The sequence below is a fragment of the Zoogloea oleivorans genome (genome assembly GCF_008107625.1).
Lineage (GTDB): Bacteria > Pseudomonadota > Gammaproteobacteria > Burkholderiales > Rhodocyclaceae > Zoogloea > Zoogloea oleivorans.
The window spans coordinates 1-20370 of record NZ_SDKK01000029.1 but is presented as its reverse complement, the minus strand read 5'-3'; the positions used below and the strand labels follow the sequence as shown (position 1 = coordinate 20370).

Genomic DNA, 20370 nt, shown 5'->3' with positions numbered 1-20370 from the left:
GTCGATGCAGAGTTGATTCTCGGCTTCCTCGCTCACCTCGAAGCCGAGCGCCACAATGCAGTGCGTAGCCGCAATACGCGGCTCGCTGCGGTCCGCGCCTTTGCCCGGTACGTCGCGGTCCAATGCCCGCCAGCCCTGCTGCTCGCCCAGCGCATCCTGGCCATTCCGATGAAACGCTTCGACAGGCCGCTGCTCGGGTTTCTCTCTCGCGGCGAGGTGCAAGCACTCCTCACGGCTCCTGATCCTGCAACCTGGTGCGGTCGCCGGGATCGAGTACTGCTTCAGTTGCTCTACAACACGGGTGCCCGGGTCTCCGAACTCATCGGCATCCGCGTCTGCGATCTGGAACTCGACGTCACGCCATCGTTGCGCTTGCATGGCAAGGGACGCAAGCAGCGCACCGTGCCGCTCTGGAAGGAAACCGTCGTGGAGATCCGGCACTGGCTCCGATCCGCGGGCCTGCAGAAAGACCAGGCGCTGCTGCCCAATCGATGGGGAAAGCCGATGACCCGTTCCAACGTCGCCGAGCGACTCGCCCGGGCGGTGAGTGCGGCAACGCCGCGGTGTCCGTCGCTTCAAGGGCGGGGCATCTCCCCGCATACGCTGCGCCATACAACCGCGATGCATCTGCTGCAGGCCGGCGTCGACCTGACGGTCATTGCCCTGTGGCTCGGGCACGAGAGTCCGGTGACGACGCATGGCTACGTCGAAGCGGACCTGGCCATGAAGGAGCGCGCCTTGGCCGCGATCGCGCCTCCTGAAACACGCGGCACACGCTACCGGCCGACTGATGCACTGTTGAAGTTCCTGCAGGCCCTTTGATTATGCGCAGCCGACAAGGGCGGGACGCCGCAGATAGGGCGGCCCGCTGCCCGCGACTCAACATAATTACGGACTGAACATAATTGCGGCCGATGGCAATCGGCCGGATCTGGTTCTCGATCCAGTTGTTATGTGTGCCTTGCAAAGGCACGGTTGATTCGTCGGTGCAAGTCCGACCCGGCCAACTCTCGCTCCGGCCGGAAGCACAGGGAGCGGTCCAGGAGGTAACGAATGGGCTGAAGCACTTCTTGAAACGGCCTCGAAGGAGGTCAGCGGGCCCTGCGGGCCGCAACGTGAGTGAACACTGAGCAGGCCTCGAAATGTCAGTTGTGGAAGCCGACTCGCCATAATAACGAGGAAGGCCGATGTCGTCGGAGAAGCGAGCGTGAAGGGCATCCGACGGTTCCACCGGGGTAGTGGTGGCAGCACGCAGGGGAGAGATCAACCGTGCAACAAGGGAAGTCCATGGTGGTGCGGGGCGGGCAGCCCGGCAACGACGATCCCGTGAGGGATGGAGTTGGCCCCATGGATGGCGGATGGGGGTGTAGTAGTGACGAAGCCGGGTAACGCTGGTGGAGCGAAGGCCCCCTGTTTCAGGACGTATGACGGAAAGTGGCAAGAGCCCAAGGATTGACGTGAGTCTACCCACCTTGCTGGATTCGGTTCGGACGCTACAGACCGCATTGCAAACGAAAGCCAAGAACGAACCGGCTGCACGTTTCTACAGTCTGTGGGACAAGGTGTGTCGCGAGGACGTTCTTCAGGAAGCCTACCGACGCTGCCGCGCCAATCGCGGTGCGCCGGGTGTCGATGGCGAACGATTCGAGCACATTGAGGACTACGGGCGAAGCGCGTGGCTGGAAAGATTGCGGCAGGAGCTCACCGGGAAGACGTACCACCCGCGGCCCCTGCTGCGCGTGTGGATTCCCAAAGCCAATGGTGGAGAACGGCCGCTCGGCATCCCGTGCATCCGGGACCGAGTGTTGCAGATGGCGGTGTTGCTGGTGGTCGGTCCGATCTTTGATCAGGACCTGTTCCCCTGGCAATACGGCTTTCGCACCGGGCTGGACGCGAAGATGGCATTGCGCCGCATTCACTTCGGCATTACCGATCGGGGTGCGCGCGAGGTGGTCGATGCGGACTTGTCCGATTACTTCAACACCATTCCTCACGGAGACCTGATGCGCTGTGTCGCCCGGCGAATCGCCGATGGCACGGTACTGTCAGTGATCCGCGAATGGCTCAACGCGCCGGTGGTCGAACGCTCCCCCCAAGGGGACCGCCGTTCCACCGAAGCGAAGGATCGCCATCGTGGCACGCCTCAAGGCGGCATCATCTCGCCGCTACTGGCCAACCTGTACTTCCGCCGGTTCATGCTGGCGTGGTACCAACACGGATACGCGAAGCGCCTCCAGGCGGAAGTGGTCAATTACGCCGATGACTTCGTGATCCTGTGCCGACCGGGCCAGGGCGAGCAAGCGATGAGCGCCATGCGGGGCTTGATGGACAGACTGGGGCTGACGGTCAACGAGAAGAAGACGCGACTGGTGAAACTGCCCGACGAACGCTTCGACTTCCTCGGCTACACCGTCGGCCGCTTCTATGGCCGGGATGGCCGCCCTTACTGGGGTACCCGTCCCTCCAGGAAGTCCATCAAACGCCTGATCCGGGAAATCCACGACGCCACGACGTCGCGCTGGAATGCACTGGATATCCAGAGCCGCATCGATCACCTGAACCCGATGATCCGGGGATGGGCAGGCTACTTCAGCCAGGGGCCGGTAAGCCGAATCTACCGCCTGATCGATCGCTACGCGGCGCGTCGTCTGAGGATCTGGTTGATGCGCAGACGCGGCAAGCGGGGAACGGGGTACCGCCAATACTCCGACCAGTTCCTCTATGAAACCTTGGGATTGATCCGCCTGCTGCCGACGCGTACCGACCGTGCGAACGCGAAGGTTTGATGTGCTGAAAGAGAGCCGGATGCGGGAAATCCGCACGTCCGGTTCGATGAGCGGGATGTGGAAACGGAGCTAAGGCAACGCTACTTGGGCACCACCGGACGAAAGGGGTGGAAACGGACAAGCGGAACCTACGGCCACCGCGCCACATCTCGACTCTACCGATAGGGACGTTTCCATCCTTCAGGTAATGGGTCAGCGCCGCCCAGCGCTTGAGGGTGTAGTCAATGGCCTTGGCGCTGGATGACCCGTTGGGAATCTTGCCCCGACACGCCAGCAACCAAGCCTTGAAGTCCTCCAGCAGCGGCTTAGCCTTGGTCTGCCGTAACGCCTGGCGGGCTTCGGCGTCCAGCTCCCTTGCCTGCTGCTCGATGGCGTAGAAGGCAGCGATCCGCTCCAGCGTCTCCCCGGCGATCTGGCTCTGCCCGTGTTCCTGAAGCTCGAAGAACTTGCGTCGGGCGTGGGCCATGCAGCCCGCTTCCGTCACGCCTTGGGCGATCAAGGCCTTGTAGCCGGAGTAATCGTCGCAGACGAGGGTGCCGCGCCAGTCGCCGAGGAAGTCCTGGGCGTGCTTGCCGGCGCGGCTATCGGCAAAGTCGTAGATCACCGCCCGCACCGGATCGTGGGCGCCGATGCTGTAGGACCACAGGTAGGCCCGGTGAGTCTTGCCGGCCCCGGGGTCGAGCATGGCCACCGGCGTCTCGTCGGCATGCAATACCGGGAAGGTGAGGAGTTCTGCCTTCAGCGCATCGACCAGCGGCTGGAGCCGAACGCCCATCTGGCCGACCCATTGGGCGAGCGTGGATTGGGGAATCGCGAGCCCCGCCCGGCCGAAGATGCCTTCCTGGCGGTACAGCGGCAGATGATCCTGATACTTGGCCACCAGCACCTGGGCGAGGAGCCCGGTGGTGGGGATACCCTTGTCGATCACGTGGGCGGGTACTGGGGCTTGCACCAAGGTTTCGCACTGGGCGCACGCCCACTTGCCGCGGATGTGACGTTCGACGCTGAAGGTGCCGGGGGTGTAGTCGAGCTTCTCGGCCACATCCTCGCCGATGCGCTTCATCTGGCAGCCACAGGCGCAGGTGGTGGAGTCCGGCTCGTGATGGATCTCGGTGCGGGGCAGTTCAGGCGGCAGCGGCTTGCGTTTGGCCTGACCCTTGGCGGCAGGCGGTTTGCCGGAGAGCTGTTCGAGCTCCTCGGTCATCGCCGCCAGGTCCGCCTCGACCGTCTCCTCGAACAGCTGGGCCTGCTCCGCCGGCAGGCGCTCGGTCTTGACCCCGAAGCGCCAGCGCTTGTGGAGTGCCAGCTCATGGGTGAGCTGGTCGATCTTGGCCTGGCGCCAGATGAGCTCCCGGTCCTGCGCGATGAGCAGCTGGCGCAGGGCGTCGGCGTCGAGTGCGTGGAAGTTGGCGGGAAGAACCATGCCCAGATCATGCCGCCCCACGGTCACGATCACCATCGGGGCATCCCCCGATGGTGAACAGTCAAATCATCCGGATCGCGCCGTCGCCGCCCAGCTGCTGCCAGGGTAGCCCGAGCACCAGCGCGTCGAACTGGGCCTGGGTGAGCGTCAGCGAACCCGTTCCATCGACCCAGCGGAAGCGCCCCTGGTGAAGTCGCCGGCAGGCAAGCCAGATCCCCTGGCCGTCGTGGATCAGCACCTTCATCCGGGTGCCGCGCCGATTGGCGAAGAGGTAGGCCTGATGCGGGCGCGCCTCGCCGAAGACTCGCACCACCTGGGCGAGGAGCGTATCCATGCCGGCCCGCATGTCGAGGGGCGCCACCGACAGCCACAGGGCATCGACCCGGATCATCCGAGCCACTCGCGCAGCCAGGCGCCACAGGCGGCCGCCGAGGACGCGGGCCAGTCCACCGTGACCACGGCGGTGCCCTTGCGCAGTTCCACGCGGATAGGTGAGTCGGTGTTGCGGGGAAGCTCTACCGGAACGAATCCCGCCGCCACGTCAGCGACCGGGCGGGCCAGAAGGCTGGAGAGCACTGGGGGCTCGATGCCCCGCTCGCGCATCCAGCGCCGCAGTTGGTTGGCGTTGATCCCGTTGGCCAGGGCCACGCCGGCGACCGAGGCGCCGGGCTCGCCGCAGGCTTCGATCAGGGACTGCTTGAACGCCTCGGAGTGGGTGCGACGGGTACGGCGGGGGCTGTTCATGTAAGTGTCCACTTCTATGCGTAGTGGACACTATGGTTAGCGAGCTAAGAGGCCGGGGGAAGATGGGTTGGCCGGGTGCTTACGTCTCTTCGAGCATAAAGCGTGAATGGTCCAATCAGGTAACACCCTACGCCGGCATCGTCTTCGACCTGACCCCGCAATGGTCGATCTATGCCAGCTACACAGATATTTTCAAGCCACAGAGTAACAAGGATGCCAGCGGTAGCTATCTCGATCCGCTACTCGGCAAAGCCTACGAATTGGGCAGCAAGGCGGAACTGTTGAGTGGCAAGCTCAACCTCGCGGCAGCGCTCTACCAGATCGAGCAGGACAATCTGGCTGTCTCGATTCCCGGTGTCCTGGCCCCGGACGGCTCGCAGGCCTACCGTGCCGCCGCCGGCACCAAGACGCGCGGCGTCGAGGTCGAGCTGGGCGGCCAGGTCGCACGCAGCTGGCAAGCCTCGGCGGCTTTTGCCCGCAACCTCTCGCAGGATGCCGACGGCAAGCTGCTGAATACCAACGTGCCGCAAAACACGCTCAAGCTGTTCTCAAGCTATAGCCTGCCCTTGGTCGGCAACGGCCTGACCGTCGGTGGTGGAGTGCGTTGGCAGAACAAGACCCGGTCTGATTTCACCTGGATGGCCGGCTCGCCGCGCGTCATCCAGGAAGCCTACACGCTGGTCGACCTGATGGCGCGCTACGAAATTACGTCGCAGGTCAGCGCGACTTTCAACGCCTACAACCTGTTTGACAAGTCTTATCAGACCAGTTCGTCTTCGGCCTACTACGGCGAGCCACGCAGTTTCCGGCTAAGCCTCGCCTATCGCTTCTAAGCGTTGCGGCGCGCATCTTCCCGATCGCCTCTCTCCTCTACCCGCCGAGGTCTGCCATGAACTCCCCGCTCGCCCCGCCACACTACCGCTTGGCACTTTTATCCCGTGTTGTGGCTGCCGTGATCGGCGGCTACTTGCTGGCATCGTTCAGTACCATTTTTCTGAGCTTCATCCTGCCTTCATCCCTGCCTGAGGCGGTGCTCGGTGCGACCTTGTTCAGCTTTGCCATCTACACCGCAGCCATCGTCTGGGTGTTCGCCGCCCGCAACGCGACCCGCGCCTGGCTGGGCCTGCTACTGCCGGGGAGCAGCCTGGCCGCAGCCTCCTTCATCCTGTACCTCGCCGGAGCTGCAGCATGAAGCAGACCTTCCGTCAGTCGATGTCCTGGCTGCACACCTGGGGCGGCCTATGGTTCACCTGGATTCTGTTCGCCATCTTCCTGACCGGGACGCTGGGCGTATTCGACGATCCGATTTCACACTGGATGCGCGAAAAGGGGAAAGTGAGCGAGACTCCCCAGACGACTGCTGAAAGCCGCAGCCGGGCAGTCACACTGGCCCAAGACTACCTCGTCCAGCAAGCGCCGCGCGCCGAATTCTGGAGCATCGGCCTGCCTGACGACGAAGAACCGGCCTTACGCGTGTTCTGGCGGGAAGCTGAAGGCAAGCCTTTCCAGCAGCGCCGCCTCGACCCGCTCAGCGGCACGGAAATGAAGCCAGGCAGCACCCGCCAAACCGAAGGCGGCCACCATTTCGTGCACATGCATTTTGAGCTCCATGCAGGAACGGCTGGCATCTGGATTGTCGGTGCGGCAACGGTGGCGATGCTGGTCGCGCTGGTTTCCGGCATCGTTGTCCATAAAAAAATCTTCACGGATTTCTTTACCTTCCGGCCGGGCAAAGGCCAACGTTCCTGGCTGGACGGCCACAACGCGCTCGGCGTGTTGACCCTGCCCTTTCTGTTCATGATCACCTACACCGGGCTGATCATCTTCTGGGCGACCTACATGCCGGCCGGCATCCTGGCGCGTTACCAAGGTAACGAGGATGCTTTTTTCGCCAAATTGACTGAAGGTCCGGCGCCGCGCCCGCTGCAGCGCATTGATGCTGCGGTGCCCGATTTGGTGCCGCTGATGCTGCGCGGCGAAGCCGCTATCGAGCGCGAAGCCCGCTTCGTCGTCGTCGAACACGCCGGTGACCGCAGCGCTGCAGTACGCATCTTCGGCCGTTTTGACCCGGACGCCGAGGCTGACAGCCTGGTTGGTCGCAACAGCGGCACAGCCCTGTTCGATGCGATCACCGGCGAAACCATCGACATCCAGAAACCGAACACGGTACGCGGCGGCAACGTGCTTGCCACGCAGCGCACGATGAACGCGCTGCATTTCGTGCGTTTCGGCGGCTACCCGGTGAAGTGGCTGTACTTCCTCTCTGGCATGGCCGGTGCCGCGATGCTGGCGACCGGCGCGATCCTGTTCATGGTCAAGCGGCGCAAGAAAGCCGGTGACGAATTCGGCAGCGCGACACCACGCGTCTACCGGGTCATTGAGGCCATCAACACTGCCGCCATCGCCGGCCTGATGCTGGCCTGCATCGCCTATTTCTGGATCAACCGCTTGTTGCCACTCGACGTCACCGATCGGGCAACACGGGAAATTCAGCTGTTCTTTGCCGTCTGGCTACTTACGCTGGCTCATGCCGCGCTGCGACCGGCAAGGCAGGCCTGGGTCGAGCAACTGGCTGCCACCGCCTTGCTGTGCCTGACGTTGCCACTGATCAACCTGATCACTACCGGCGACTGGCTGTTCGCAGCACTCGTCCGCGGTGATGGCGAAACGGCCGGCGTCGAGCTGAGCGCTATCGCCTTCGGGCTGATCTTCGGTGCGGCACTGCGCCATCTGCAGCGCCGGTCAGCGAGCGAAGTCAGAGCGACAGCAGCGGCACCGATAGTCGAAGGAGCCTGACATGGACAAGCATTTCGCCGTTTATCTCGTCTTTTTCGCCTGCTACGGCGGTTTGCTCGGCCTGTGCCTGGCCATGAACAGGCATCACGTCCAGGTATTGCACGGCAACCCGGGACGCCCGCGTCGTCTGGTCCTGCGACTGGCTGGCTGGAGCCTGCTCGGCGTCGCACTGTGCTTGTCCAGCCAGGCCTGGGGCTGGGCGATCGGCCCGGTTGCATGGTTCGGCCTGCTCTCGCTGGCTGCGCTGGGCCTGGTTTTCCTGCTGCCGTATGCGCCGCGTTTCGCGGCCTGGCTGATCGTCGTCGGCCCGCCGCTGGTTCTGCCACCCTTCTTTCTCTGATATTTCCCGAGGATTGCCCATGAACTGCTTCTCTCCTGCCGGGCTGGCTCGGCGTTATCTGCTCATTTTTGCCCTGTTTTTCGCGTCGACCGTACAGGCCCAGTATTTCTGGATCGATGGCGATGTCGACGGCAAGCGCATCCAGTCCGGCGAACTCAACAAACCGCAAAGCGAGGCGCTGGCCGTCCAGGGCGCCCGTGCCTTCTCGGCCGACGGCAAAGCTGTTGTACTGGGCGCCGCCGACGGCGCCTACAAGGCCGGCAACATCGGCAGCGACCTGCGCTTTACGGCCAATCGCACCGACGACAAGAGCCTGACCATCTACCACGCCCGCTTCGGGCGCCAGGAAACCAAGGCTGTCAGCGATATCGAACTGGTACCGACGGCGCCCGGCGGCAATACCTTCCGACTGTTCTGGAAAGGCAACGCGGTCGGCGCCTCGCAGGTGAATGTGCACACATCGGAAGGCTGGTCGCGCGTGCTGCGACCGGGTGCCGACGGCTCGATCGGCTTCAACCCGTCCTTCCCGGCACTCTACGTTCTCGAAGTCTCGGCCAAGGTCAATGGCGCCGTCACCGTCGACGGTAAGAAGTATGAAGACGTTCGCCACGTGGCGACCCTGAGTTTCCGGGTAGATCGCTGATGGCCTTGCTGCGCCGATTTCCATCTGTTACCACGGGCCGCGTCGCTATCGCCGGCGGCATCGCGTTCGCCATCGGCCTGATCTGGTGGCTCGACCATTCGCCTCTGCAATACGATGTTACGCCAGTTGTACGCGGCGACATTGAGGTCACGGTGACCGCCATCGGCACCCTGCAGCCGCGCCGCTATGTTGATGTCGGTGCCCAGGTCTCCGGCCAGATCGTCCACCTGCACGTCCAGCCGGGTAGCCGCGTAGCCAAGGGCGACCTGCTGGTCGAAATCGACCCTAGCGTACAGCGCGCCACCGTCGATGCCGGACGGGCTGCCCTCGCCGGCCTGCGTGCCCAACTCGCCGAACAGCAAGCGCAGCAACGCCTGGCCCAGCAACAAAATGCCCGCCAGCAGGAGCTGGCCCTGGCCGACGCCACCAAGCGGGAGGATGTGCAGACTGCCGAGGCGAATCTGGCCGCGGCCTTCGCCCGCCTTGACAACCTGAAGGCGCAGATCGACCAGACACAGGCGACGCTCAAGGCCGACGAGGCCCGCCTCGGCTATACCCGCATCTTTGCGCCGATGGCCGGCACCGTGGTTGCCGTCGAGGCGCGTGAGGGACAGACGCTGAACGCCACCTACCAGACGCCGAACATCCTGCGTATTGCTGACCTGTCGGGCATGACGGTGTGGACCGAAGTGTCGGAAGCCGACATCTCGCAAGTCAAACCGGAGTTGCCGGTCTATTTCACGACGCTCGGGGGCCATGGCGCAGCCAAGCCGCGCCGCTGGGAAGGCCGCATCCGCCAGGTTCTGCCGGCGCCGCCGGCGGTAGCCGCGGCTGGGGCGCAAGCTGGCGGCGGGCAGCCCCAGGGCATGAAAGCAGTCAACTACACAGTGCTGTTCGATGTCGACAATCCGGATGGCGCGCTGATGCCACAGATGACCGCCCAGGTCAGCATCGTCACGGCGCGTGCGAAAGAGGTGATCAACGTGCCCCTGGCCGCGGTCGACGGTCTGGCCGAGGATAAAACGACGGTTCGTGTGATGCGGGACAACGGCGATATCGAAACCCGAGTGCTGACGCTCGGCGTGCGCAGCCGCCACCTCGCCGAAGTGCTCGCCGGCCTTGGCGAAAGGGAAGCGCTGGTCCTCGGTGAAAAGCAGATCGAAAAGGGACCGCGGAGATTCACCTGGTGACCCCCTTGATCGAACTTTCCGGCATCCGCAAGCGTTATGGCGGTGGCGACCGGCCTGAAGTCGAAGTGCTGCATGGCATCGATCTCTGCATCTTCAGCGGCGAGTTCGTCGCCTTCGTCGGCGCCTCCGGTTCGGGCAAATCGACACTCATGAATTTGATCGGTTGCCTGGATCGCCCGAGTGAAGGCCGCTACCGCTTCGCCGGCCGCGATGTTGCCGATTTCGACGCCGATCGGCTGGCCTGGCTGCGCCGCGAAGCCTTCGGTTTCGTCTTCCAGGGCTATCACCTGATCGCCAGCGAAACGGCACGCGAAAACGTCGAAGTTCCAGCGCTCTATGCCGGACTACCGGAAGACGAGCGACGCCGGCGGGCGAGCGCGCTGCTCGAACGCCTGGGCCTTGGCGGGCGCCAGGACAACCGCCCGAACCAGCTCTCCGGCGGCCAGCAGCAGCGCGTCTCGATTGCCCGGGCGCTGGTCAACGGTGGCCGCATCATCCTCGCCGACGAGCCGACCGGCGCCCTCGATTCGCATAGCGGCGCCGAAGTCATGGCCCTGCTGCACGAACTTGCCGCCGCCGGGCATACGGTGATCCTGATCACCCACGACCGCGACGTCGCGGCCCAGGCCAAGCGCGTCATCGAGATCCACGACGGCCGGATCACCCACGACTCCGGTCCCTCCACACCCTCTACCGTCTTGCCGCTGCCCGAACTGGATGGCGCACCCGAGCACTCGGCCGGACTGCGCGACGAGCTGGTCGAGGCGACCCGCACCGCCTGGCGGGCGATGCGCATGAATCGCGGGCGCACCGGCCTGACCCTGCTCGGCATCATCATCGGTGTCGCCTCGGTGATCCTCATGCTGGCCATCGGCGAAGGCGCCCGCCAACGCATCGTCGAACAGCTGGGCAGCATGGGCACGACCATCATGTACCTGGGCAGCAAACCGCCGGCCAGCGGCGGCCCCGTCGGCACGATCAGCGAGGACGATCTGGAAGCGGTTCAGGGGTTGGCAGAAATCCGTCGCGTCATGCCGGTCATCGGCGACCCGATCCTGGTCCGCCACGGCAATGTCGAACGCACGATCTACGTCTTCGCCGGCAGTGAAGCGCTGCCGCAGATTTTTCGCTGGCCGGTCAAACACGGTCGCTTTTTCAACAGCCGTGAACACGCAGAGATGGCCCCGGTCGTCGTCGTCGGCAACAAGGCCTATCAGTATTTCTTTCCCGGCGTTGCCAACCCGATCGGGCGCCACCTGCTGATTGGCAACGCGCCATTCGAAGTGATCGGCGTCATGAGCAGTCGCGGCGCCGACGGCTGGGGCCAGAACTACGACGACATGGTCTTCATTCCCTACCGCGCCGGTCGGGCCAGGGTTTACAAAACTCAAACCCAGCCTGACTACACAGTCATCGACGTCGTTTCTCCGGCAGTGGTCGAGACGGCTGAAACGGCGATCAGTCGCCTGTTGACCGACCGCCACGGTCGCGAAGATTTCGGGATCGGCAACGCCGCCGCCAAGGTCAAGGCCGAAATGCGGACGCGCGACGCGATGACCGTCATGCTCAGCTTGATTGCTGCCGTCTCGCTGGTCGTCGGCGGCATCGGCGTGATGAACGTGATGCTGATGACGGTACGCGAACGGACCCGCGAAATCGGCATCCGCATGGCGACCGGCGCCCGTCAGCGCGACATCCAGCGCCAGTTCCTGACCGAAGCCGTGCTGATCGCACTGAGCGGCGGCCTGATCGGCGTCGCCGCCGGCCTGACCATCGGCGGCGCGCTGCTGCTCTGGGGGATTCCCGTGGTTTTCTCGTTGAGTGCCATCGTTGGCGCCTTCGCTTGTGCCATCGCTACCGGGCTGATCTTTGGCTGGCTGCCGGCCCGGCAGGCCTCGCGGCTTGATCCTGTCGTTGCACTCGCCGGGGAATAAGGATGCGGATTTTTACTCTGATAGTTACCCTAAGCTTGGGATTGGCAGGATGCGTATCGGTCACGCCCGAGCGTGCCAAACTCGAATTGCCGGCGCAGTGGCGCTTTGCGCCGGCACAGAAAAATGCGGTGATCGACCACACCTGGTGGCGAAATTTCGGCAGCGAAGAACTGGCGAATCTGGTTTGGGCTGCGCAGATGCAGAGCCTGGACATCGCCGCGGCCGAAGCCCGGATTCGCCAGTCGGAAGCGACGGCCCGGATGGTGGGTGCCGAGTTGTGGCCAAACCTGGGTGCACAGCTCGATACCCGTCGATCCGCGCGACTCGGCGGTAATGTGGAGCTTGCTGACAATACTTTCGGGGCCGGCTTGGCGGCGAGTTACGAGCTTGATCTCTGGGGCAGGCTACGCGCCAATCGGGATGGAGCGCTGGCAAGTCTGCAGGCCAGCGCCTTCGACCGAGACGCGGTGCAACTGACTGTAAGCGCTGCCGTCGCCTCGACGTGGCTGCAATCGGTGGCACTGCAGGAACGTAGCGCCATCGGCCAACGCAATCTGGCGAGTGCCGAGCGCTTGCTGACACTGGTCGAGACCCGCGCCCGCACCGGCGCGGCAACTTCACTGGAAGTTGCTCGCCAGCAAGGGCTGGTGGCCACCCAGCGGCGTGCTCTGGCAAGTGTCCGCCAGCAGGCAGAGGATGCGCGAACGGCGCTGCAAGTGCTACTTGGGCAAACACAGGTGCTGGAAACCACCAGCAACCGGTTTGCCACCTTATCGCTGCCCGCCATCGGTGCCGGTCTGCCCTCTGAACTGCTGACCCGCCGCCCTGACATCGCCCGAGCCGAAGCCCAACTGGAGTCGGCCGATGCCAACGTGCTGTCTGCCCGCGCCGCGCTACTTCCCAGCCTGAATCTCGATGTCGGGGTCGTCTCAGAAAACGGGAAAAATAGCACGCTAAGGCGCGCGACGGCTTTTACCTAGCAGCAGTGCAAGTCTGCACCTGCGAGGCATGACATGCAGGAGGGCGCTATCGACCCTAAGCAGTCATGCGACCCTATAGGCCGACCTGTGATCGGGGTCCGTTTCTTCCACCTCACTATCGTTTTCAGGTTGATTTCATGGCGCGCAGAAAGCGTTGACTATTTTGTATTGATCGACGGACAACCTTTGTCGTTGTGGCACTTCCGTGCAGAATCTGGCCCATAGTGCTTCCTTCTATTCAAGGTAAAATATTGCACCATCAAAACTTGCGATCAAACACCTAGTCTATAGTTGTTGATGGCCCCACAACCAATTAGGAGAAATTCATGAGCGACGACACCAAAAAGTGCCCCGTAACCCACATGACTACTGACTTCGGCGCCCCCGTGGTCACTAACCGCGACAGCCTCACTGCAGGTCCTCGCGGCCCCTTATTGGCTCAGGATGTCTGGCTGAATGAAAAGCTGGCCGGTTTTGTGCGCGAGGTCATCCCAGAGCGCCGCATGCACGCCAAGGGATCGGGTGCCTTCGGCACATTCACGGTCACGCACGACATCACCAAGTACACCCGCGCTAAGATTTTCAGCGAGGTAGGAAAGAAGACGGAGATGTTTGCCCGCTTCACTACGGTAGCTGGGGAGCGCGGTGCGGCCGATGCCGAGCGCGATATCCGTGGTTTTGCTCTGAAGTTCTATACCGAAGAGGGAAACTGGGACATGGTGGGCAATAACACTCCGGTGTTCTTCATCCGCGATCCTCGCCAGTTCCCTGATCTGAATAAGGCCGTCAAACGCGACCCTCGCACAAACTTGCGCAGCGCCACCAACAATTGGGATTACTGGACGCTTCTGCCCGAAGCTCTGCACCAAGTCACTGTCGTCATGAGCGATCGCGGCATCCCTGCCAGCTACCGTCATATGCACGGTTTCAGCTCGCACACCTACAGCCTCTGGAACCAGGCCGGCGAGCGTTTCTGGGTCAAGATGCATTTCCGGACCCAGCAGGGCATCAAGAACCTTACCGATGCAGAGGCCGGCGAATTGGTCGCCCAGGATCGTGAAAGCCATCAGCGCGATCTGTATGAAGCCATCGAACGTGGCGAATATCCCAAGTGGACGATGTTTATTCAGGTCATGCCAGAGGCTGATGCGGAGAAGTACGCCTTGCATCCGTTCGATCTGACCAAGGTCTGGTACAAGGGCGACTATCCGCTCATCGAAGTTGGTGAGTTCGAGCTGAACAAAAACTCCGAGAACTTTTTCGCCGACGTTGAACAGGTGGCCTTTTCCCCTAGCAATCTGGTACCTGGTATCGGTGTCAGTCCGGACCGTATGCTGCAAGCACGCCTTTTCAACTACGCCGATGCTCAGCGCTATCGACTGGGCGTAAATTACCACCAGATCCCTGTCAATCAGGCTCGCTGCCCAGTGCACAGCAACCACCGCGATGGTCAGGGGCGGGTCGATGGCAACTATGGTGCTTTGCCGCACTACGAACCCAACAGCTTTGGCCAATGGCAGGGCCAGCCGCAGTTCTCGGAGCCGCCGCTCAAGCTCACCGGCAATGCAGCCCACTGGAGCTACGACAAAGATGACCACAACTACTTCGAGCAACCTGGCAAGTTGTTCCGTCTAATGAACGACGGTCAGAAGGAAGCGCTTTTTGGCAACACCGGCAGAGCCATGGGCGACGCTCCAGAGTTCATCAAGTTCCGTCACATCCGCAATTGCCACGCCGCAGACCCTGCATACGGTGCAGGCGTAGCCAAGGCCCTGGGCATCAACCTTGAAAAGGCACTGGCCTCAAAAAAGGATGACCCTATGTACGGAAACCCACTGGTCGCCCTGCCTGCGTAGTAAAAGCGCCGGAAGTATGAAAAAGAGCCTTGGTAGACGCCAAGGCTCTTTTCTCACACCGTCAACTAAGTCAGGTTCTTCAGTCATTGGCAAGCAACCTCATCTGGTCAGATCGATGTCGACTTGCTAGGGAGTCACGTAGTCTTGTAGCCCCTTCAACAGTGCATCAAATGTCACCTTGCAGCTCGGGTTATTGCGCAGATCTTCGTGCATGGTGAGCCAGGTCTCCAGGCTCAGCGGAATGCTGCCAGGCAATATGTTCACCAGATTCAGGTCGCGCGCCGCTATATGCATTTGGCACACGCCAATACCGCAGCCAGCTCGGATCAGCGCAATCTGTGCCATGTCGTTGTCGGTACGCACCGCAAAGTTTTCGCGGTTCCAGATTGGGAATGCCTTGCGTGCGGCACGCACGAACGGCGTCTCTTCATCAAAGCCAATCAGCGCGTGCTGAGCCAGATCAGCCAGAGAGCTGGGAGTCCCGTGCTTGTCCAGATAGCGTTTGTGCGCATGAAAGCCAAGTGGCATCACTCCAACGCATCGGGCAATTAGTTGCTCCTGTCTGGGCTGTGTCATGCGCACGGCGATGTCGGCTTCGCGCTGCAGGAGGTCCTGCACCCTGTTGGTCAGCACCAGTTCTACCGTCAGGTCCGGGTGTGTGTCCTGCAGTTTCGCCAGGATAGGTGGTAATACCTCTTGCCCTATCACCTCGCTGGCCGTAACTCGCACTGTGCCTTGGATACCTGAGCCTTGGCTTTCGGCCGCGCGCTTCAGCGCAGCGGCAGCGCTGTACATGGTCAGGGCAAACGGCTGCAGCGCTAGCGCCGCCTCGGTGGGTAGTAGCCCCGTTTGCGAACGGGTAAACAGCGTCACGCCCAATGCTGTTTCCAGTGCGTCGACATGCCGCCCCACGGTGGGCTGGGCAATTCCCATGGAGCGCGCTGCACCGGACAGCGAGCCCTCTTCCAGTACGCCCAAAAAGGTGCGATACAGCTCCCAGCCAATATCGGTGTTGTTGATGGTCATACGAAAATGTATGGCGACTATCACATCTTGGTCAATTGCTTAATAGCAGTGCCCGCTAGAAACTCCTTGCCATCGCAACACATCCGGGGGTAATGAATGGAAAGCAACACGGCCTTGGTTCTAGGAGCCACCGGCGGCATTGGTGGCGAAATGGCTCGGCAATTACGCGATGCTGGCTGGACAGTGCGTGCATTGCGCCGAAGCGGTGAGCAGCAAATTGAGCGGCGCGACGCCATGAACCGCGAGGACGTGCTGGCAGCAGCAGAAGGCTGTTCCGTCATAGTGCACGCAGTCAACCCACCCGGTTATCGTCGTTGGGGTGAGCTGGTACTGCCCATGCTGGACAACACCATCGCCGCCGCGCATGCTAACGGAGCTACTATCGTGCTGCCTGGCACAGTCTACAACTACGGTCCCAGCTCCTTTCCCACGTTACATGAGGATTCACCGCAGCAGCCCATCACCCGGAAGGGAAGCATACGTGTGGAGATGGAGCAGCGTCTGAAGCAGGCCAGCAGCCAGAACTGCAGAGTGCTCCTGGTGCGTGCGGGGGACTTCTTCGGACCCAAGCTGGGCAGTAGCTGGTTCTCGCAGGGCATGCTAAAGCCCGGTCAGCCGGTTAAGTCTATTAGTGTGCCCAACGCACCCGGCATGGGCCACCAGTGGTCTTACCTACCCGACGTAGCCCGCACTATGGTGGAGCTGTTGCAGCTGCGTAGCACGTTGGATCCCTTTGCCGCCTTCCACACGGCCGGTCATTGGGACGCAGACGGCACCCAGTTGGCGGAAGCGATCTGCCGCGTGGTAGTCAAGCGCGGAGGAGTCAAGCCCAAAGTGAGAGCCTTCCCCTGGTGGCTTACCGTGCTTGCTGCGCCCTTTGTACCGACCCTGCGAGAGCTATGTCAGATGCGCTATTTGTGGAGCACGCGGGTAAAGATGAGCAACGCCAAGCTGGTCTCGACGCTTGGGCATGAGCCGCATACGCCGCTGGATGAGGCGGTGGAGGCCGCCTTGGAAGGTATGGGGTGCTTGCAGACGACGCCTGTGCGCAAGTTAAGCACCGTCAACAGTGATGGCTAACGACATCTGTCGCAAATTTCACAGTGCTTGATTGACTGTGATCAACCTAGACCTGCCTTTCACAGCTACCTACCGGACGACAGCTTCTGGCCGGGAGCCGAAACCCAGAGTTGGGGCGTCAACCTGATCTATACCCTAACCTGATGTCAGGGCGGCCCGCCTTGAAACGTCAGTATAGAGTCCAGTGTGTTATTTATTGACACATGCCGCAAAAGGTCATAGATTTCTTCCTGACATTCTCGTCTTGGGAGGCATCTTGCAAGGTCAACGCATTGGCTATGTCCGGGTCAGCAGCTTTGACCAGAACCCGGAAAGGCAACTCGAACACGTCGAAGTCGGCAAGGTGTTTTCCGACAAGGCGTCGGGCAAGGACACCCAGCGTCCGGAGCTGGAAAGACTGCTCGCCTTCGTGCGCGAAGGCGACACCGTGGTGGTTCACAGCATGGATCGCTTGGCGCGCAACCTCGATGACTTGCGCCGCCTGGTGCAAAAGCTGACCAAGCGCGGCGTGCGCATTGAGTTCGTCAAGGAGAGCCTGGCCTTCACTGGCGAGGATTCGCCGATGGCGAACCTGATGCTGTCCGTCATGGGCGCGTTCGCCGAGTTCGAGCGGGCTTTGATCCGCGAGCGTCAGAGGGAAGGCATCGCGCTCGCCAAGCAGCGTGGAGCCTATCGGGGCCGCAAGAAAGCGCTGTCGCCCGAACAGGTAGCCGATCTGCGGCAGCGTGTCGCCGGCGGCGAACAAAAAGCGAAGTTGGCCCGCGAGTTTGGTGTCAGCCGGGAGACCCTGTATCAGTACTTGAGATTGGATCAATAGAGATGCCGCGTCGTTCCATCCTGTCCGCCGCCGAGCGGGAAAGCCTGTTGGCGTTGCCGGATACCAAGGATGACTTGATCCGTCACTACGCGTTCAGCGAAAGCGACCTGTCCATCATCCGGCAGCGGCGCGGCCCGGCCAACCGGCTGGGCTTCGCCGTGCAGCTCTGCTACCTGCGTTTTCCTGGTGTCATCCTTGGCGTCGATGAGCCACCGTTTCCGCCCTTGTTGAAGCTGGTCGCCGACCAAATCAAGGTCAATATCGAAAGTTGGGGCGAGTACGGACAGCGGGAGCAGACCCGGCGCGAGCACCTGGTCGAACTGCAAACGGTGTTCAGCTTCCAGCCCTTCACCATGAGCCACTACCGGCAGGCCGTCCACACGCTGACCGAGCTGGCCATGCAGACCGACAAGGGCATTGTGCTCGCAAGCGCCTTGATCGAGCATCTGCGGCGGCTGTCGATCATTCTGCCCGCGCTCAACGCCATCGAGCGGGTCTGTGCCGAGGCGATCACCCGCGCCAACCGACGCATTTACGAAGCCATGTCCGGGCCGTTGTCGAACGTGCACCGGCATCGCCTCGACGATTTGCTTAAGCGCCGCGACAACGGCAAGACGACTTGGCTGGCCTGGCTGCGCCAGTCGCCCGTCAAACCGAACTCGCGGCACATGCTGGAACACATCGAACGCCTCAAGGCGTGGCAGGCGCTCGACCTGCCTTCCGGCATCGAGCGGTCGGTACACCAGAACCGGCTGCTCAAGATCGCCCGCGAGGGCGGCCAGATGACGCCCGCCGACCTGGCCAAGTTCGAGGCCCAGCGACGCTATGCCACCCTGGTGGCGCTGGCCATCGAAGGCATGGCCACCGTCACCGACGAAATCATCGACCTGCACGACCGCATCCTGGGCAAGTTGTTCAACGCCGCGAAGAACAAGCATCAGCAGCAATTCCAGGCGTCCGGCAAGGCGATCAACGCCAAGGTGCGCCTGTTCGGGCGCATCGGCCAGGTGCTGATCGAGGCCAAGCAGGCGGGGCGCGATCCGTTCGCCGCCATTGAGGCCGTCATGTCCTGGGATGCCTTCGCCGAGAGCGTCACCGAAGCCCAGAAGCTCGCGCAACCTGAGGACTTCGATTTCCTGCACCGCATCGGCGAAAGCTACGCCACGCTGCACCGTTACGCGCCGGAATTCCTCGCTGTACTCAAGCTACGGGCCGCGCCTGCCGCCAAGAACGTGCTCGATGCCATCGAGGTGCTGCGCAACATGAACAGCGACAACGCCCGCAAGGTGCCTGCCGACGCGCCGACCGACTTCATCAAGCCACGTTGGCAGAAGCTGGTGATGACCGACGCCGGCATCGACCGGCGCTACTACGAGCTGTGCGCGCTGTCGGAGATGAAGAATGCGCTGCGCTCCGGTGACATCTGGGTGCAAGGCTCGCGCCAGTTCAAGGACTTCGAGGACTACCTGATGCCGACCGCGAAATTCGCCAGCCTCAAGCAGGCCAGCGAATTGCCGCTGGCCGTGGCCACCGACTGCGACCGGTACCTGCATGACCGGCTGATGCTGCTGGAAACGCAGCTCGCCACCGTCAACCGCATGGCGACGGCCAACGAGCTGCCCGACGCCATCATCACGGAGTCGGGCTTGAAGATCACGCCGCTGGATGCAGCGGTGCCCGACACCGCCCAAGCGCTGATCGACCAGACGGCAATGATCCTGCCGCACGTCAAGATCACCGAACTGCTGCTGGAGGTGGACGAATGGACGGGCTTCACTCGGCATTTCGCGCATCTGAAATCGGGCGACCCGGCCAAAGACAAGAACCTGTTGCTGACCACGATCCTCGCCGACGCGATCAACCTGGGCCTGACCAAGATGGCGGAGTCTTGCCCCGGCACGACCTACGCCAAGCTGGCTTGGCTGCAAGCCTGGCACATCCGCGACGAAACCTACGGGGCGGCGCTGGCCGATCTGGTCAACGCACAGTTCCGCCATCCCTTCGCCGAGCACTGGGGCGACGGCACCACCTCATCGTCGGACGGCCAGAACTTCCGCACCGGCAGCAAGGCCGAGAGCACCGGCCACATCAACCCGAAATACGGGAGCAGCCCAGGGCGGACGTTCTACACCCACATTTCTGACCAGTACGCGCCATTTCACACCAAGGTCGTGAACGTCGGCGTGCGCGATTCGACCTACGTGCTCGACGGCCTGCTGTACCACGAGTCCGACTTGCGGATCGAGGAGCATTACACCGACACGGCGGGCTTCACCGATCACGTCTTCGCCCTGATGCACCTCCTGGGCTTCCGCTTCGCGCCGCGCATCCGCGACCTGGGCGACACCAAGCTCTACATCCCGAAGGGCGACGCCGCCTATGACGCGCTGAAACCCATGATCGGCGGCACGCTCAACATCAAGCACGTCCGCGCCCATTGGGACGAAATCCTGCGGCTGGCCACCTCGATCAAGCAGGGCACGGTGACGGCCTCCCTGATGCTCCGAAAGCTCGGCAGCTACCCACGCCAGAACGGCCTGGCCGTGGCGCTCCGCGAGCTGGGCCGCATCGAGCGCACGCTGTTCATCCTGGACTGGCTGCAAAGCGTGGAACTGCGCCGCCGCGTGCATGCCGGCCTGAACAAGGGCGAGGCGCGCAATGCGCTGGCCAGGGCAGTGTTTTTCAACCGCCTGGGTGAAATCCGCGACCGCAGTTTCGAGCAGCAGCGCTACCGGGGGGTCTCCTCGTTTTCAGT

17 protein-coding genes and 2 pseudogenes are annotated in these 20370 nt (G+C 62.5%); 14 read left to right on the top strand and 5 right to left on the bottom strand.

Translation table 11 applies throughout. The features are described from left to right. The coding region (locus tag ETQ85_RS22000) for a tyrosine-type recombinase/integrase (RefSeq protein ID WP_148581232.1) at positions 1-822 on the top strand (822 nt) is incomplete at its 5' end. 635 nt (positions 823-1457) lie between these two features. Further along, complete coding sequence (gene ltrA / locus ETQ85_RS27090) at positions 1458-2786, top strand: group II intron reverse transcriptase/maturase (protein WP_246128862.1); 1329 nt, start codon at positions 1458-1460, stop codon at positions 2784-2786. 130 nt (positions 2787-2916) lie between these two features. On the opposite strand, the pseudogene tnpC reads toward ltrA, so the two are convergent. The 3 genes and pseudogenes from tnpC to tnpA all read right to left on the bottom strand — a co-directional run. Further along, positions 2917-4209: pseudogene (tnpC, locus tag ETQ85_RS26675) on the bottom strand (IS66 family transposase); the annotation flags it as partial. Between the two features lie 61 nt (positions 4210-4270). Continuing rightward, positions 4271-4600: an IS66 family insertion sequence element accessory protein TnpB gene (tnpB, locus tag ETQ85_RS21985; RefSeq protein WP_222862250.1), complete on the bottom strand. Its 330-nt coding sequence runs from the start codon at positions 4598-4600 to the stop codon at positions 4271-4273. Beyond that, on the bottom strand, positions 4597-4953 hold the full coding sequence (gene tnpA / locus ETQ85_RS21980; RefSeq protein WP_148581206.1) for an IS66-like element accessory protein TnpA: 357 nt from the start codon (positions 4951-4953) through the stop codon (positions 4597-4599). Before tnpA ends, tnpB begins: the two co-directional genes overlap by 4 nt. 62 nt (positions 4954-5015) lie before the next feature. Here tnpA and ETQ85_RS21975 point away from each other — a divergent pair, with 62 nt between their 5' ends. Genes ETQ85_RS21975 through ETQ85_RS21940 form a run of 8 tightly spaced genes read left to right on the top strand, consistent with a single transcriptional unit; the run spans position 5016 to position 12836 of the window. Then, a complete protein-coding gene (locus ETQ85_RS21975; protein ID WP_222862249.1) occupies positions 5016-5786 on the top strand; it encodes a TonB-dependent siderophore receptor in 771 nt (256 codons plus the stop codon). A gap of 56 nt (positions 5787-5842) precedes the next feature. Then, the gene (locus ETQ85_RS21970) at positions 5843-6145 is read left to right on the top strand and encodes a DUF3649 domain-containing protein (RefSeq protein ID WP_148581204.1); all 303 of its coding nucleotides are present in this window, start codon (positions 5843-5845) and stop codon (positions 6143-6145) included. Continuing rightward, positions 6142-7749, top strand: a complete 1608-nt coding sequence (locus ETQ85_RS21965; protein WP_148581203.1) for a PepSY-associated TM helix domain-containing protein — start codon at positions 6142-6144, stop codon at positions 7747-7749. Before ETQ85_RS21970 ends, ETQ85_RS21965 begins: the two co-directional genes overlap by 4 nt. Before the next feature lies 1 nt (position 7750). Next, positions 7751-8089 carry a DUF3325 domain-containing protein gene (locus tag ETQ85_RS21960; RefSeq protein WP_148581202.1) on the top strand — a complete coding sequence of 113 codons (339 nt, stop codon included), beginning with the start codon at positions 7751-7753 and terminating at the stop codon, positions 8087-8089. A gap of 19 nt (positions 8090-8108) precedes the next feature. Then, the gene (locus ETQ85_RS21955) at positions 8109-8732 is read left to right on the top strand and encodes a hypothetical protein (protein ID WP_148581201.1); all 624 of its coding nucleotides are present in this window, start codon (positions 8109-8111) and stop codon (positions 8730-8732) included. Continuing rightward, complete coding sequence (locus ETQ85_RS21950; RefSeq protein ID WP_148581200.1) at positions 8732-9922, top strand: efflux RND transporter periplasmic adaptor subunit; 1191 nt, start codon at positions 8732-8734, stop codon at positions 9920-9922. The genes ETQ85_RS21955 and ETQ85_RS21950 overlap by 1 nt, the downstream gene beginning before the upstream one ends. Further along, a complete protein-coding gene (locus ETQ85_RS21945) occupies positions 9919-11856 on the top strand; it encodes a MacB family efflux pump subunit (RefSeq protein WP_246128861.1) in 1938 nt (645 codons plus the stop codon). The genes ETQ85_RS21950 and ETQ85_RS21945 overlap by 4 nt, the downstream gene beginning before the upstream one ends. Before the next feature lie 2 nt (positions 11857-11858). After that, positions 11859-12836, top strand: a complete 978-nt coding sequence (locus ETQ85_RS21940; RefSeq protein ID WP_148581198.1) for a TolC family protein — start codon at positions 11859-11861, stop codon at positions 12834-12836. A gap of 71 nt (positions 12837-12907) precedes the next feature. On the opposite strand, the pseudogene ETQ85_RS27085 reads toward ETQ85_RS21940, so the two are convergent. Then, positions 12908-13059, bottom strand: a pseudogene (locus tag ETQ85_RS27085) (IS481 family transposase); the annotation flags it as partial. 103 nt (positions 13060-13162) lie between these two features. Between ETQ85_RS27085 and ETQ85_RS21935 the strand changes: the two are divergent. Next, on the top strand, positions 13163-14692 hold the full coding sequence (locus ETQ85_RS21935) for a catalase (protein ID WP_055396461.1): 1530 nt from the start codon (positions 13163-13165) through the stop codon (positions 14690-14692). Positions 14693-14818: 126 nt separating this feature from the next. On the opposite strand, the gene ETQ85_RS21930 is transcribed toward ETQ85_RS21935, so the two are convergent. Then, a complete protein-coding gene (locus ETQ85_RS21930; RefSeq protein ID WP_060784212.1) occupies positions 14819-15718 on the bottom strand; it encodes a LysR family transcriptional regulator in 900 nt (299 codons plus the stop codon). Positions 15719-15814: 96 nt separating this feature from the next. Here ETQ85_RS21930 and ETQ85_RS21925 point away from each other — a divergent pair, with 96 nt between their 5' ends. The 3 genes from ETQ85_RS21925 to ETQ85_RS21915 form a co-directional block, all read left to right on the top strand. Then, on the top strand, positions 15815-16798 hold the full coding sequence (locus tag ETQ85_RS21925; RefSeq protein ID WP_055396456.1) for an NAD-dependent epimerase/dehydratase family protein: 984 nt from the start codon (positions 15815-15817) through the stop codon (positions 16796-16798). A gap of 244 nt (positions 16799-17042) precedes the next feature. Further along, the gene (locus tag ETQ85_RS21920) at positions 17043-17615 is read left to right on the top strand and encodes a recombinase family protein (RefSeq protein ID WP_425473152.1); all 573 of its coding nucleotides are present in this window, start codon (positions 17043-17045) and stop codon (positions 17613-17615) included. 2 nt (positions 17616-17617) lie between these two features. Beyond that, positions 17618-20370: Tn3 family transposase (locus ETQ85_RS21915; protein ID WP_148581197.1), on the top strand; the 2753-nt coding region annotated here is incomplete at its 3' end.

Excerpts from the sequence above, each read along its gene's own strand:
- tnpB (WP_222862250.1), bottom strand. The coding sequence starts at position 4,600 with ATGATCCGGGTCGATGCCCTGTGGCTGTCGGTGGCGCCCCTCGACATG.
- tnpA (WP_148581206.1), bottom strand. The coding sequence starts at position 4,953 with ATGAACAGCCCCCGCCGTACCCGTCGCACCCACTCCGAGGCGTTCAAG.
- ETQ85_RS21975 (WP_222862249.1), top strand. The coding sequence starts at position 5,016 with ATGGGTTGGCCGGGTGCTTACGTCTCTTCGAGCATAAAGCGTGAATGG.
- ETQ85_RS21970 (WP_148581204.1), top strand. The coding sequence starts at position 5,843 with ATGAACTCCCCGCTCGCCCCGCCACACTACCGCTTGGCACTTTTATCC.
- ETQ85_RS21965 (WP_148581203.1), top strand. The coding sequence starts at position 6,142 with ATGAAGCAGACCTTCCGTCAGTCGATGTCCTGGCTGCACACCTGGGGC.
- ETQ85_RS21960 (WP_148581202.1), top strand. The coding sequence starts at position 7,751 with ATGGACAAGCATTTCGCCGTTTATCTCGTCTTTTTCGCCTGCTACGGC.
- ETQ85_RS21955 (WP_148581201.1), top strand. The coding sequence starts at position 8,109 with ATGAACTGCTTCTCTCCTGCCGGGCTGGCTCGGCGTTATCTGCTCATT.
- ETQ85_RS21950 (WP_148581200.1), top strand. The coding sequence starts at position 8,732 with ATGGCCTTGCTGCGCCGATTTCCATCTGTTACCACGGGCCGCGTCGCT.
- ETQ85_RS21940 (WP_148581198.1), top strand. The coding sequence starts at position 11,859 with ATGCGGATTTTTACTCTGATAGTTACCCTAAGCTTGGGATTGGCAGGA.
- ETQ85_RS21935 (WP_055396461.1), top strand. The coding sequence starts at position 13,163 with ATGAGCGACGACACCAAAAAGTGCCCCGTAACCCACATGACTACTGAC.
- ETQ85_RS21930 (WP_060784212.1), bottom strand. The coding sequence starts at position 15,718 with ATGACCATCAACAACACCGATATTGGCTGGGAGCTGTATCGCACCTTT.
- ETQ85_RS21925 (WP_055396456.1), top strand. The coding sequence starts at position 15,815 with ATGGAAAGCAACACGGCCTTGGTTCTAGGAGCCACCGGCGGCATTGGT.